This window comes from Methylophaga marina, assembly GCF_030296755.1.
Lineage (GTDB): Bacteria > Pseudomonadota > Gammaproteobacteria > Nitrosococcales > Methylophagaceae > Methylophaga > Methylophaga marina.
This window is the reverse complement of record NZ_AP027741.1, coordinates 788,659-802,807: the sequence shown is the minus strand read 5'-3', so window position 1 is coordinate 802,807 and position 14,149 is coordinate 788,659. Positions and strand designations below refer to the sequence as shown.

The 14,149-nt window shown below is 43.6% G+C and carries 15 protein-coding genes; 10 read left to right on the top strand and 5 right to left on the bottom strand.

The window, feature by feature from the left end; genetic code table 11:
- Positions 1 to 95: 95 nt before the first annotated feature.
- The 6 genes from QUE24_RS04060 (at position 96) to fabB (ending at position 7,601) form a co-directional block, all read left to right on the top strand.
- On the top strand, positions 96 to 2,276 hold the full coding sequence (locus QUE24_RS04060) for a type I secretion system permease/ATPase (protein WP_286305374.1): 2,181 nt from the start codon (positions 96 to 98) through the stop codon (positions 2,274 to 2,276).
- Between the two features lie 2 nt (positions 2,277 to 2,278).
- The gene (locus QUE24_RS04055) at positions 2,279 to 3,610 is read left to right on the top strand and encodes an HlyD family type I secretion periplasmic adaptor subunit (RefSeq protein WP_286305373.1); all 1,332 of its coding nucleotides are present in this window, start codon (positions 2,279 to 2,281) and stop codon (positions 3,608 to 3,610) included.
- Positions 3,607 to 4,278 carry a helix-turn-helix transcriptional regulator gene (locus QUE24_RS04050; RefSeq protein ID WP_286305372.1) on the top strand — a complete coding sequence of 224 codons (672 nt, stop codon included), beginning with the start codon at positions 3,607 to 3,609 and terminating at the stop codon, positions 4,276 to 4,278. Before QUE24_RS04055 ends, QUE24_RS04050 begins: the two co-directional genes overlap by 4 nt.
- Before the next feature lie 124 nt (positions 4,279 to 4,402).
- Entirely contained in the window at positions 4,403 to 5,722 is a 1,320-nt protein-coding gene (locus QUE24_RS04045) for a TolC family outer membrane protein (protein ID WP_286305371.1), read from the top strand.
- Between the two features lie 136 nt (positions 5,723 to 5,858).
- Positions 5,859 to 6,374, top strand: a complete 516-nt coding sequence (gene fabA, locus QUE24_RS04040; RefSeq protein ID WP_286305370.1) for a 3-hydroxyacyl-[acyl-carrier-protein] dehydratase FabA — start codon at positions 5,859 to 5,861, stop codon at positions 6,372 to 6,374.
- 9 nt (positions 6,375 to 6,383) lie between these two features.
- Positions 6,384 to 7,601, top strand: a complete 1,218-nt coding sequence (gene fabB, locus QUE24_RS04035) for a beta-ketoacyl-ACP synthase I (RefSeq protein ID WP_286305369.1) — start codon at positions 6,384 to 6,386, stop codon at positions 7,599 to 7,601.
- 29 nt (positions 7,602 to 7,630) lie between these two features.
- Here fabB and QUE24_RS04030 read toward each other — a convergent pair whose 3' ends face one another.
- A complete protein-coding gene (locus QUE24_RS04030) occupies positions 7,631 to 7,804 on the bottom strand; it encodes a hypothetical protein (RefSeq protein WP_007145891.1) in 174 nt (57 codons plus the stop codon).
- Positions 7,805 to 7,858: 54 nt separating this feature from the next.
- Between QUE24_RS04030 and QUE24_RS04025 the strand changes: the two genes are divergently transcribed.
- The 4 genes from QUE24_RS04025 to QUE24_RS04010 are packed head-to-tail and all read left to right on the top strand — an operon-like array spanning position 7,859 to position 10,667.
- Positions 7,859 to 8,623 (top strand): alpha/beta fold hydrolase, encoded by a 765-nt coding sequence (locus QUE24_RS04025; RefSeq protein ID WP_286305368.1) that lies wholly within the window; start codon positions 7,859 to 7,861, stop codon positions 8,621 to 8,623.
- Entirely contained in the window at positions 8,616 to 8,966 is a 351-nt protein-coding gene (locus QUE24_RS04020; RefSeq protein WP_286305367.1) for a nucleotide pyrophosphohydrolase, read from the top strand. The genes QUE24_RS04025 and QUE24_RS04020 overlap by 8 nt, the downstream gene beginning before the upstream one ends.
- A gap of 59 nt (positions 8,967 to 9,025) precedes the next feature.
- Positions 9,026 to 9,883, top strand: coding sequence for a formyltetrahydrofolate deformylase (gene purU / locus QUE24_RS04015; protein WP_286305366.1), 858 nt, complete (start codon positions 9,026 to 9,028; stop codon positions 9,881 to 9,883).
- Positions 9,884 to 9,908: 25 nt separating this feature from the next.
- Positions 9,909 to 10,667, top strand: coding sequence for an SDR family oxidoreductase (locus QUE24_RS04010; protein ID WP_286305365.1), 759 nt, complete (start codon positions 9,909 to 9,911; stop codon positions 10,665 to 10,667).
- Between the two features lie 37 nt (positions 10,668 to 10,704).
- Here QUE24_RS04010 and QUE24_RS04005 read toward each other — a convergent pair whose 3' ends face one another.
- Genes QUE24_RS04005 through QUE24_RS03990 form a run of 4 tightly spaced genes read right to left on the bottom strand, consistent with a single transcriptional unit; the run spans position 10,705 to position 14,127 of the window.
- Positions 10,705 to 11,049, bottom strand: a complete 345-nt coding sequence (locus tag QUE24_RS04005; protein WP_286305364.1) for a DUF4870 family protein — start codon at positions 11,047 to 11,049, stop codon at positions 10,705 to 10,707.
- Positions 11,050 to 11,089: 40 nt separating this feature from the next.
- Positions 11,090 to 11,854, bottom strand: coding sequence for a metal ABC transporter permease (locus QUE24_RS04000; RefSeq protein WP_286305363.1), 765 nt, complete (start codon positions 11,852 to 11,854; stop codon positions 11,090 to 11,092).
- Positions 11,851 to 12,744: a metal ABC transporter substrate-binding protein gene (locus tag QUE24_RS03995; protein ID WP_286305362.1), complete on the bottom strand. Its 894-nt coding sequence runs from the start codon at positions 12,742 to 12,744 to the stop codon at positions 11,851 to 11,853. The genes QUE24_RS04000 and QUE24_RS03995 overlap by 4 nt, the downstream gene beginning before the upstream one ends.
- Positions 12,745 to 12,753: 9 nt before the next feature.
- The gene (locus tag QUE24_RS03990) at positions 12,754 to 14,127 is read right to left on the bottom strand and encodes a hypothetical protein (protein ID WP_286305361.1); all 1,374 of its coding nucleotides are present in this window, start codon (positions 14,125 to 14,127) and stop codon (positions 12,754 to 12,756) included.
- Positions 14,128 to 14,149 lie beyond the last annotated feature (22 nt).

The window sequence follows — 14,149 nt, the reverse complement described above, 5'->3', positions numbered from 1 at the left end:
TGTAATGCCATAGCACATTATGGCGTGATGTGCTTTACAGTAAACTAAAAAACTGTGAAACTCATCAAGTTTATTAACTCACTATTGTTAAGAAGATGTATACGGAGTCTGTCATCAACACAAATAAAAAAGAGCAGTGGGATGCTCAGGATAGCTACCGTACTCATGATGATCCGTTACTGGCCTGCTTGACGGTTCTCGCCAAAATTCTTAATAAACCACATAGTCCAGAATCATTGATTGCTGGTTTGCCCCTTGTTGATAATAAACTTTCACCCTCTTTATTCAGTCGCGCTGCAGACCGCGCGGGCTTGTCTTCTCGCATAGTGAAGAGAAAACTGACAAAAATCTCAAATCTTGTTTTGCCAGCCATCCTTTTATTGGACAATGCGAATGCCTGCATTCTTCTTGAAATCAACAAAACAAAAGCAAAAGTTATTTTCCCTGAAACAGGTGAAGGGGAGTCCGAGCTGTCTCTTGATGAACTAGCAGAGCAGTATTCGGGATACAGCATCTTTATCAAACCTGTTCATCACTTTGATAAACGAACAGAATTCTCTGCTATACCGCGTGCTGAACATTGGTTCTGGGGCACAATTTTGCGTTTCTGGCCCATCTACGGCCAAGTATTTATTGCATCCATCCTGGTGAATAGTTTTGCTCTGGCTTCACCGTTATTTGTGATGAATGTCTATGACCGTGTTGTGCCAAATAATGCCACAGAAACACTCTGGGTATTAGCCATTGGTGTCGCCACTGTATTTGTCTTTGAGTTATTACTGCGCACACTTCGTGCGTATTTTATTGATATAGCCAGTAAAAAAGCAGATGTGATTCTTTCCGCCACCATTTTTGAAAAAGTGATGGCGGTAAAAATGTCCGCGCGGTCGAATTCTGTCGGGTCATTCGCTAACAGTATGCAAGAGTTCGAGTCGTTCAGAGAGTTTTTTACATCGGCGACACTGACAACCTTGGTTGATTTGCCATTTTCATTATTATTTATTGCTGTTATCTGGCTGGTAGCAGGGCCTGTCGCGTATATACCTTTAGCCGTCATACCTCTGACGATACTGGTGAGTTTGATTATTCAGTTCCCTTTATCAAAAACGATTCAACATTTATTCAGGCATTCCGGACAGAGAAGTTCGACATTAATTGAAACGCTTACCGGCTTGGAGACTATCAAGAGTATTGGTGCAGAGACTCCTATTCAGCGTAAATGGGAGCAGACGGTTGGTTTTATGACTAAATACAGCCAACGCGCTCGTATTTTATCTGCCACGGCGATCAACTTTACTTCCTTCCTGCAACAGATGGCATCCATCACCGTTGTTGTGTTTGGTGTGTATTTAATTACAGAAAATGAAATCACTATGGGGGCCTTAATTGCCAGCACTATTTTGACAGGCCGTGCATTAGCTCCGATGGCACAGTTAGCCGGTATATTGACTCGCTATCATCAATCTAAAGCGGCGTTGAGTTCATTGAATAGCTTGATGGCATTGCCTGTTGAAAGACCATCTGGACGAGAGTTTCTGCATCGGCCTGAATTCAAGGGTGGCATTGAATTTAAAAAGGTGAGCTTTCGTTATCCAGAACAACCCATTGATGCTTTATCAGATGTCTCTTTTAAGATTAATGCCGGAGAAAAGGTGGCATTTATAGGCCGCATTGGTTCTGGGAAAAGTACCATTGAAAAACTGATGTTGGGTTTGTATGAACCCAATGAAGGCTCTATTTTGTTGGACGGTACTGATATTCGACAGGTCGATCCTGTCGATCTAAGAAAGAATGTTGGCTACGCACCACAGGACGTCGTACTGTTCTACGGCAGTATTCGTGAAAATATCACCATGGTGGCTCCCTTCGCTGAAGATCATGAAGTATTAAAAGCGGCAGACATTGCGGGGGTGACGGAATTTGTCAATCGACACCCATCGGGTTTTGATATGCCTGTCGGGGAGAGAGGTGAAGGTTTATCTGGTGGACAGCGTCAAAGCGTAGCCGTTGCTAGAGCATTGTTGTTAAATTCACCTGTTGTGATGCTGGATGAACCCACTAATGCCATGGACAACAGTACAGAAGAACGTTTTAAAGCCAAATTAGCAGAGCACATTGAGGATAAGACCCTTCTACTGGTGACTCATAAAGCCTCACTTTTGAGTTTAGTTGATAGAGTGATCGTGATGGATCAAGGGAATATTGTTGCCGATGGCTCCCGGGAACAAATTCTGTCTGCCCTTAAAAATGGTCATATTAAAGTGAGTAAGGGCTAGTTATGGCTTGGTTCAAAAAAACGCATTCAGACGATCTGGAGTTCATGTCAGAAGTCAGTGCCGCTTCACTGGAAAGTTCATCTCGAGTTGGTCACTCTTTACTACTGCTTACAGCACTGTTTTTCATCTGCGCTTTCTGGTGGGCCAGTATTACAGAGTTAGATGAGGTGACGCGGGGGCAGGGCAAAGTAATTCCATCCAGTAAAGTTCAAGTCATACAGAATCTGGAAGGTGGTATTCTCTCTGAAGTACTGGTACATGAAGGAGACATCGTCAATAAAGATGATGTATTACTTAAGATTGACGATACGCGGTTTTCCTCGTCATTTCGTGAAACCCAGTTAAAGTACTGGGAGTTACTAGCTCGTAAAGCACGATTGACGGCCGAAATGGAAGGCAAACCATTAGAATTACCTGAAGAAGTCCTAAAACAACAACCTGCCTTAGCTGCTAGTGAACGCGCACTTTATCAATCACGCCAACTTGAATTACAAAGTAATATTGATGTTCTTGAGCAACAGGTAAAACAACGACAGCAAGAGCTGCTAGAAAACCAGGCGAAGCTCAATAAGCTGACAACCAGTTACGATTTGAGCCGCCAAGAGTTGGAAATGTCTGAGCCATTGGTCTCTGTGGGCGTTATATCTGAAGTTGAATTATTAAGACTTAAGCGAGCGACCAATGATTTACGTGGCGAAATGGAAACGACCAGGTTAGCGATTCCTCGTATCCGGTCAACACTTAACGAAGCTAAGCAAAAAATAAAAGATACGACGCTGAGATTCAAATCAGAAGCAGCATCTCAGCTTAGTGAGGTACAGTCTGAATTAGCCATAACCAAAGAAACAACGACTTCTCAGGAGGATAGAGTGAGGCGTACCTTGGTGCGTTCGCCTGTGAAGGGTAAGATAAAGCAGTTAAAAATTAATACCGTTGGTGGGGTTATACAACCAGGAATGGATCTGGTTGAAATTGTGCCAGTGGAAGATAATTTATTAATTGAAGCCAATATCCGCCCTTCGGATATTGCTTTTTTAAGTCCAGGCCAACAAGCGATGGTGAAATTGACGGCATATGATTTTTCCATTTATGGTGGACTTCCTGCTACATTAGAGAGAATAAGTGCTGATACAATTACAAATGATGAGGGAGAGAGTTTTTATCTGATTTATTTAAGAACAGATAAAAGCTATATAGAGAGTAGTAAAGGTCCATTAGAGATTATTCCAGGTATGACTGTGACAGTTGATATTCTTACGGGTAAAAAAACAGTGCTGGATTATTTGTTTAAACCGATACTCAAAGCTAAAAATGAGGCAATGAGAGAACGTTGATTAATCCGACCATGCCCACCATGCCAGTGAAGGCAGACAACCCAATGCTTTATTGCATCGGTCAAGATGCAAATCAACTTGTGCACATCAAACAGATTTTGTCTGAGCAATATGATGTGCATGATTTTTCATGTGTTGATGAAGCACAGGCGGCACTTGCTCAGAAAAAACCGAATCTTATTTTATGTCACTTGAGCTGTCTAAATAGTGAGGCTCAATCTTTATTTAGTCAAAGTGACGCCAGCGCAGAACGTGTGCGGGTGCTTATTTTAGGTCCAAAATTGTCTGTATTGGAACAGATATCCATTTTAAAGCAAGGGGCCAGAGGCTATTTTCAGGAAGAGTTACTGGATGATAAGTTGCTGATAGCAATTGAATTAATTCAGAGGGGTGAAGTCTGGGTCGAGCGTCATGTGATTGCCGGTCTGATTGATGAGCTAAATCATGCGCCAACACTCTCAAGCGAACAGCAGCAAAAACTCGATAGCTTATCCCGGAAAGAATTAGAAGTCGCTGAGCTAGTGAGTCACGGGGCGACAAATAAAATGATCGCCAGAACAATGAACATTACAGAAAGAACCGTCAAAGCACATTTAACAGCCATTTTCCAAAAGATGAATATCCCGGATAGGTTGTCACTGGCTATATTTTTCAGAGATTTGCGTTAGTTATATCAAACGACAAAATGTTATGTTTTAATACACCATGTCATTTTTAAGCACAATGGAATAAAGCTTAGGTCAGTCAGTGAGCGTATTACGCTCCGACTGAAGAGGATTAGGATTTGAAGTGATGAAGAAAAATTTAGTTTTAACTCTACCTCTTTGGGTAATGATATCGAGTGTATCAGCTCAAACGTTGCAGAGTGCAGTGATGACAACTATCGAGTCTAATCCTGATATTTTAGCGGCAGCGAGCGAAAGACAGGCTGTTTCAAAAGAAGTTGACCAAGCCCGTGCAGGTTATTATCCAACGCTTGATCTCGCATTAGGTACTGGTTGGGAAATGACGGATAATCCTAATACGCGTTCTTCAGGTCGTGGTGAAGTCAGACTAAATAGAGATGAAGCCAGCTTACAACTTCGTCAAATGCTTTTCGATGGTATGGAAACCAAAAATGAAGTGTTGAGACAAGAGTACAGGACTAACTCACGCGCCTCAGCGGTGTACAGTGCTGCTGAGAATACCGGCCTGGAGGCTGTTGATGCCTATCTGAATGTGTTGCGACAACAAAATATTGTCGAATTGGCTCAGACCAACCTTGAAGCTCACCAAAGAACACATGATCAAATCGTTTTACGAAGTGAACGCGGGGTTGGACGTGGTGCGGATATGGACCAGAGCCTGGGTCGTCTGGCGTTGGCAGAAGCCAATCTAATGGAAGAAGAAAGTAAATTGCGGGATGCTGAAACCGCGTTTATCAGAGTCGTTGGTGAAGCACCGGAGTCACTGGAGCAGCCGGAAGTACCAGGTGAGTTTATCCCTGATAATTTAGAAGAGGCTATCGCTAAAGCCGTTGATCATCACCCAACATTGAGACTAGCAAACTTTGACTTAGAATCAGCCAGAGCACAGCATGCCACAGCGAAAGCGCCTTTTTACCCAGATCTACATTTGGAAGTAGGCACTCGTGCTGATCATAATATCGATGGTCAAGTGGGCACAGATAAAGACGTTACAGCTATGCTCAGGTTGCGTTATAACTTACTCAATGGTGGCCGTGACTCTGCGAGACGTGAGGAAACCGCCTTTCTTATTAACCAGGCCGCTGAAATCCGTAATAACACTTATCGTGAAGTGGAAGAGAGCACCAGACTCTCATGGAATGCTTGGGAGACGGTCAGGCGCCAGATGTCATACCGACAGCAGCATGTTGATTCAAGTAGAAAGTCACGTGATGCCTACAGACAACAATTCAGCCTTGGACAGCGCACATTGCTCGATTTATTAGATTCTGAAAATGAAGTGTTTAGAGCTGAGACAGCACTGGTGAATACATCATATGATGAGTTGTATGCGCAGTATCGTATTTTGAACAGTATGGGCCTTCTGTTGGAAGGCTTGAATATTAAAGCCCCTGAAACTGCACAAACTATTGCTATACAACAGTAAATTAGAATTTATTGATTATTTTGGCCACGGTCGTAACCGTGGTTTTTTTATATATATGGGAATGACGTTTTTTTCTGGTTTAGAAACGATCGTGGTATTATACGGGGCCCAATTGGCGGGATAATTAAGAGAATTCATGAGTAAGCAATCATCATTTACATACGAAGAATTATTGCAATGTGGACACGGCGAAATGTTTGGTCCTGGCAATGCCCAACTCCCTATACCCAATATGCTGATGATGGATCGCATTACTCATATTGCAAATACGGGTGGCGCTTACGGTAAAGGCGAAATCATTGCCGAGTTGGATATTCATCCTGATCTTTGGTTTTTTGATTGTCATTTCCCCGGTGATCCGGTCATGCCAGGATGTTTAGGCCTGGATGCAATGTGGCAGCTAGTCGGATTTTTCTTAGCTTGGGATGGTAACCCAGGTCGAGGACGGGCTTTAGGTTCAGGTGAAGTGAAATTTACCGGACAAGTCTTACCAACAGCCAAAAAAGTGACTTACCGTATTGATTTAAAACGTGTTATTGCACGCAAGCTAGTTCTGGCTATTGCTGATGGCACGGTATCTGTGGATGGGCGCGATATCTATACTGCAAAAGATTTACGCGTTGGTCTGTTTACATCAACCGATGATTTTTAGGATGTCATAATGAAACGTGTTGTCGTTACAGGGTTAGGTATCACTTCTTGCTTAGGACTTGATGCCCAAACAGTGACAGAGTCTCTTCGCCATGGCCGCTCAGGTATTCGCTTCAAACAAGAATATGCGGATATGGGCTTTCGTAGCCATGTTGCGGGTACCATCGATATTGATTTTAAAGAATATATAGACCGTAAAACATTACGTTTCATGGGCGATGCTGCAGCTTATGCCTACATCGCCATGGAGCAAGCGATCGCCGATGCGGGGTTAAGCGAGGAGCAGGTGTCGAATATCCGAACTGGTCTTATTATGGGATCCGGTGGTGCTTCCTCTTCGAATCAAGTTGAAGCAGCCGACATCCTGCGTGAAAAAGGTTTAAAACGTATTGGGCCTTATCGCGTTACCCAAGTGATGGGTAGTACAACCTCAGCTTGTCTTGCCACGCCTTTCAAAATTAAAGGGGTCAATTACTCTATGTCATCCGCTTGTGCGACCAGTGCACACTGTATCGGTACGGCTATGGAGCAAATTCAACTAGGCAAACAAGATATTGTCTTTGCTGGTGGTGGGGAAGAAGAACATTGGTCAATGAGCTCTTTATTTGATGCAATGGGCGCTTTATCCACCAAATATAATGATACGCCAGAAAAAGCATCGCGTGCCTACGATGCTGACCGTGATGGTTTTGTTATCGCTGGTGGCGGTGGTGTACTCGTACTCGAAGAATACGAACATGCCAAAGCACGTGGTGCCAAAATCTATGCTGAACTGACCGGTTACGGTGCTACATCAGATGGTTATGATATGGTGGCCCCATCAGGTGAAGGCGCGATGCGTTGTATGCAGCTGGCGATGTCTACGAGTCGCGGCAAAGTGCAATACATCAATGCACATGGTACCAGTACGCCTGTAGGTGATTTAGCCGAGCTAGGCGCTATTAAAAAGACATTTGGCGCGGATATGCCTGCCGTTGGCTCAACAAAATCATTATCAGGTCATTCTTTAGGTGCTGCCGGTGTTCAGGAAGCCATCTATAGTCTGTTGATGCTAGAAAATGATTTTCTTGCTGCATCAGCCAATATTGAAACATTAGATCCCGAAGCGGAAGGCATGCCTATTCTTCGGGAACGCGTGGATAACGCTGGACTGACGACAGTAATGTCGAACAGTTTTGGCTTTGGTGGAACCAATGCCTGTCTGGTGTTCGAGAAACTGGATGATTAAAGAAAAAAGCCACCTTTCGGTGGCTTTTTTTATTGTAGATCGTCGTCAGTGACTGGACCGCGCTTACCCGCATTGGCTTCTTGTATCAGTGTGATCAGTAATTGTTTCTTATCAGGATCATCAAGATATTTTGAGCTGAAGGTAATGCCAAATTTATCGGCATATTGTTTCACTAGCATCACCAAAATTGTTTCGTCTTCCACATCAGGCTCCAGTTTATTTAAATTGTTCGATTATAACGTTTCAACAAGCTATCAATGAAATTGCATTATCAAGAAAGTGGTGAAGGTACGCCTTTAATTATTATCCACGGCTTATTTGGCTCTGCGGATAACTGGCGCAGTATGGCAAAGTATTTTTCACGTTTTTATCGGGTTATTAGCGTTGATTTACGCAATCATGGTCGTTCCCCACACAGCGATGAGCAGAATTTCACTGTCATGGCTGAAGATATCAAAGAGTTGTGTGAGGCCATGGAGTTAGGGCAAGTATCTATTCTTGGTCACTCTCTTGGTGGCAAAGTAGCGATGATGTTTGCGGGCATGTATCCAGAGCAAGTATCTAAATTAATTGTGGTAGATATAGCGCCACGTCAATACTTCAGTGCGCATACACCACTGATGGATGCCATGATGGCGCTCGATTTGTCTCAGTTTGCCCGCCGAGGTGAAATCGATGATGCATTGGCTCAATCTATTCCTGATAAGGCTGTTCGTCAGTTTCTACTGATGAATTTAAGTTCTGAAGACGAGGCTTTTCAATGGCGGATTAATCTGCCTGCGTTAAAAGCGAACTATCCAGAGTTAATGGCTGCCGTGTGTGAGGACATAACATTCACCATGCCAAGCCTATTTGTTTATGGTGAATTATCAGACTATGTCACTGAGCAGGATCGGCAACAGATTTCTTCACAGTTTGTTCATGCAGAATTTAATGGCATAGAAAAGGCAGGTCATTGGGTTCAGGCTGAACGACCACAACAGTTTAAAAAGGTGGTAGAGGAGTTCTTGCAGAATGATTGAGCCGGAATTATTTAAGCAGCTTATTGAGTTTCGCCGTGAAAGAGATTGGGAGCAGTTTCATAATCCCAAAGATATCGCCATCTCATTATCTATTGAAGCCTCTGAGTTACTGGAATGGTTTCAATGGAAGAGTGCTGAAGAAGTTCAACAACGATTAGCCTCCGATAAACGTGAAGATTTAGAGGACGAAATAGCCGATGTTGCTGTTTATCTCGCTTATCTTTGTCATGACTTAGACATCGACTTGAATCAAGTCATTAAAAGCAAAATGCAAAAAAATGCAGCTAAATACCCACGAGATAAAGTCAAAGGTCGTAATGACAAATATGATGAATATTCATAAAGCCTTGTGACAGTGCTAGGATTTAGCTTTTTTCCGTATTATTTTCTTAGGAAACCCTCATGAGCGCCATTGTTTTCCTTATTCAGTGTAAAGACCAAAAAGGTTTAGTCGCTGGTATCACCAGCTTTTTTGCCGAAAGACAATTTAATATTTTGCACTGCCAGCAATATACAGATACTGAAGTTGGCCAGTATTTCATGCGAATTAAGCTGGAAGATGATGGTCATTTTAATCATCAAAAACTGGAAGCCGAGTTCAGCCAGTTTGCAAGCACTATCGACTTAAACTGGTCCGTTCGCTACAGCGAAGAGCCTTATCGAGTCGCTTTACTGGTGACAAGAGCTTCTCACTGCCCATACGATTTGTTACTCAGAGAATTAGAAGGTGAGCTGAAATGTGATATCCCTCTAATCATTGGTAATCATCGTGATTTAGAGGATATGGCGCGCCAGTTTGATAAACCGTTCTATCATTTACCGATAACGGCTGAAACCAAACAAGCACAAGAAGCTGAGATAAAACGTTTGCTGGCAGAGTTTGATATTGATTTGATTGTCATGGCGCGCTACATGCAAATTTTATCAGAGGATTTTGTCACCGAGTTTTCTGGTCGGATTATTAATATTCACCACGGGTTCTTGCCAGCCTTCCAAGGGGCGAAGCCGTATCATCAGGCTTATGAGCGTGGCGTTAAAATTATTGGTGCTACAGCTCACTATGCGACAGCTGAGTTAGATGAGGGACCGATTATTGCCCAAGATATACAACATGTTCAGCATGATAACAGTCCGCAAGATTTGGTAATGATGGGAAAAGATATTGAACGTATTGTGCTGGCGAGAGCCGTGAAAGCACATATTGAGCACCGCATTATTATCAATGGTCGACGTACCATTGTGTTTTCAGAAGGTGCCTGATTAATCAAAATAAGGAGTCGATTGCATGTCAAGTAAGACGATCATGATTACCGGCGCTACCTCTGGGTTTGGGGAAGCTTGTGCCAGACTATTTGCCAGTCATGGCTGGCAATTAATTCTGACTGGTCGACGTCAGCAACGGTTAGACGATCTTCAGCAGGAGCTGGGTGGTAAAGATAAAGTGGCGACCTGCTGCTTTGATGTGACCGACAGAAAAGCCGTCGAATCTGCGATTAATAGTTTGTCAGAGCCATTTAAAAAAATTGATGTGTTATTAAATAATGCGGGTTTGGCACTAGGTTTAGAACCTGCCCACGAAACCAATTTAGATGATTGGGAAAAAATGGTGGATACCAACATCAAAGGTTTACTTTACTGTACCCGCACAGTTTTACCGATGATGACGGAGCGTCAATCAGGTTACATCATCAATATCGGCTCAGTAGCAGGGAATTGGCCTTATCCTGGGGGGAATGTTTACTGTGGTACTAAAGCCTTTGTCAGACAATTCTCATTGGCGACACGGGCTGATTTATTAGGCACGAATGTGCGAGTGACGAATGTGGAACCGGGCAATGCCGAAACGGAGTTTTCTAGAGTGCGTTTTAAAGCGGACGAAGCTCGTGCAGATAAAGTCTATGAAGGCACCCGCGCCTTAGATGCTGAAGATATTGCTAACACGGTATGGTGGCTGGTGAATACGCCAGAGCATGTTAATGTGACGACGATTGAAGTTATGCCGACACATGAAGCGAATGGTCCAATGGCATTTCATCGCCAATAAAACCTAAAAGACCGGGGCCTCCCGGTCTTGTCATTTCTCAGCCAAAAAGCCAGCTGGTTGGATTAGGATGCGGCTGCTGTTGATCCAGATATTTCATACCTTTCACGCAACGCACCACGACCCAGACAACCCAGAACAGTAAGACCATATAGCCGACTAAAAAGAACGCGAAGAGCACGCCGATAAACAAATATAGAAACCCTATCCAGAATGTTCGAATCTGAAACTGATAGTGTGACTGTAACCATGCCGCAGCATCGTCTTTATTAATATAGGCAATCACGACTGCAACAAAGCCTAAAAACTGAATAAGAATATTAGCGATAAATAATAAGTACACCAGTTTAACTGTGTTCTGACTGGCTTGTGTTGATTCGGTCATGCTGCTTTCCTGATTGATGTTTTGAAACAATCTACCAAACTTAGTGCCTATTTAGCCACTTCACAACAAAGCGACTTATTACCACGAGTACGAATAAGGTCCAGACGGTCATCGCTCCCATTGGTACATCAAACAATAATGCCAATATCAGACCAAAGGAATAGCCCAAAAAGCCAATACCATAACCAAGCAAGAGCTTATGATGGGGTTTCTCAAAACCGCGGCTGGCAAGGGCTGGCAAAATTAAACTGGCAAAGACCAGATATACCCCGACTAATTGCACAGAGGCCGTGACGGTGAATGAAAAGATAATATAAAAAAGCCAGCTACGCTGTGCTCGCATGGTGAACCAGACAATTAACAAGGCAGCATAAAGCAGAGCAACCCATATCAATTGAGACGATGTCACCCATAAAATCTGTCCCACTAATAGATCGTGAAGTAACTCATCACTATGGGGTGCATGACTAACCAGTAATATTCCACCACTGGCCGCCAGAATAAATAATAAGCCGATCAAGGCTTCTACAATATGAGGATACCGTTTCTCTAACCACAGCACCAAAACAGAGGCGGTGAGAGCGCTACCTGCAGCACTGATTTGTAACCAGGGCCCGTGCATATCGCCGATAAAAATGGTGGCGGCCATTACTCCCAGTGCGGCCATTTGGGCAATAGCAAGATCGATGAAGATAATGCCACGCTTCAGTACTTCTTGCCCCAACGGCACATGTGTTGTCAGAACTAACATGCCTGCCACGAGGGCAGGCAATATTAGCGACCAATCAAGATTGATCAGGTTCATTTAGCACCATCTAGAAGTAAATCGATGGTGTTGTCGTACAGTTCAAATAAATTTGTACTTTGTTCATTACCGCCAACAGTGAAAGGCAGTACCACTTTCGTGATACCGGTTTTATCTACTAACCAGTCGGTCGCTCTTGATGATTGATAGGCTGCGACAATCACCATTTTTGCTGGTGTTTGCTTCAGCTTTTCAACTACTGACTGCAACTGATTTACAGTCGGTGGTACAGCAGGTTTAGCTTCCAATACAGCTACTTCATTTAACCCTAACCAGTTCACTAGATAAATCCAGTTTTTATGTTGAACAGCAATAGGCACACCTTTGAGGGGAGCTGCTTTTTGCTGCCACTGGTTCATTGCCGCTTGCCAGCGTTGTTCAAAATCTTGCCAGCGCTGTTCATAGTTATTAGCATTTTCAGGATCACGTTTCTTGAGACGTTGAGTCAACGCTTTAGCAACGTTGATGATGTTCTCAGGACTTGTCTGAATATGCGGATTACCAGATGCGTGAACATCACCTTGGCTACGATCAACCATGACGGGTTTATCCAGTAAACGAATATAATCAGAAGCCATAAAGTAACCTTCAGCACCTCTTTGGATATTAGGATTACCCGCTTTGCGTTGTAGTAATGGCAACCAGCCTGTTTCTAACTCAGCGCCTGTACATACCAATAAATCAGTCTGGCGTGCTTTAGCAATCAAACTTGGACGTGCCTGAATATAGTGCGGATCCTGTAAACCTCTGGTTGCACTGAAAACAGACACATCGTCACCACCTAACTCTTTAGTTAAAGAGGCCCATTCCGGCTCACAGGCAAACACTGAAAGTTGCGCCCATACTGGCGAGCTCATTACAAATAAAAAAGTAAAAATAAACGCTTTCATGTAGAACTCCTAGTATTGATGCGCGCCATGAGCGCCAAGGCTGACGGTATATTGCAGTATCATCTGCCAATCATCATCGTCGTATGATTGATCGTGATTAATTTGTGCACGAATACGACTGAATTCACTTGGGAGGTATTCCACCATTGCACTGCTACGTTGAGGATGGTTTCTACCACCTTCTAGACCCGCATCCGCTAGCAATTCTTCATCCGACGCACGGTGCTTGCTACCTAACCAGTCATAACGCAGGCCGGAGCGCCATTGCGGATTAAATTGATAAATACCTTCTACATAGCCGCCATATTGTTTGCCATCGTAACGAGCAAACTCGTCACTGCCATGACTGATATCGCCATCATCATGCAGATACATAAACTCACCGATCAAGGTCAGGTTTTCCTGACGGAAATTACCATTCGGTGCCCATTTGTATACCAACGATAAATTGGTGATATCAGTGTCACCACTGAACACGGCTGAACTTTCTTCTTCGTCATCATGACCATGATGGTGTCCACCATCATAAGAACGATCATCAGGGCTTGCACGCCAGTGAGATATACCGGCCTGCCAGCTGCTTTCTATACCAATATCACCACCTGTTTTCGCATAGACCAGCCAGTCACCGATGCCACTGTGTTCACCACTTCCAGGATAGCTATCACCATTACCAACGCTGGTACCGACTTCAAACATGTAGTCTGTTGGTAACAGATAAGATAGCTTCACACCATCAGTTGAAAGTTGGTTGCCAAATAAGCCACGATAAATCAAAGGCGCGTCAGCAAAATTCCAGGCATGTACGTGACGTTCATTTAAGTAGCCAATAGGGGCAAAATAGCGACCAGCACGAATGGTCATGCCATTGCCTAAACCCAGAGTTTCAATAAATGCTTCTTCTATTTCCAGCTCTGTTTCACCTTCATGCTCATGTACAGCCAAAGTCGCCTGACCATAAAAGAGTTGATCGATGTTTGAGCTGACGGTTAATTCACTTTCTCCAAGAGAGAAGCCTTCTTCCGCTAAACCGCCCTCGCCTTGGACATTAAACCCATCCAGAGCGTAATCCTCAGCATTGTTCTGGTACTGGCTGAACGTACCGTTTAACACCATACTGATAGCTGGATTAAAGGTATTGCTATTATTGGGTGAAGCAACAGGAGCTGGTGCTTCAGGAATCATTGCGACTTCATTGGCAACAGTCTGTGTATTCGCTTCTGCTTCAGATAGTCGTTCTTCAAGTTGTTGGATACGTTGCTCATAATCAGCACGCATTTTTGCGATTTCTTGTTTAAGATCATCAATATCGCCAGCAAATGCAGGTGATACCGGGCTCAGTGCAGCTGTCATCAGCAACACAAGCAGTTTTTTGCTTTTCATAAACTTTCCTCATAGCCATAAG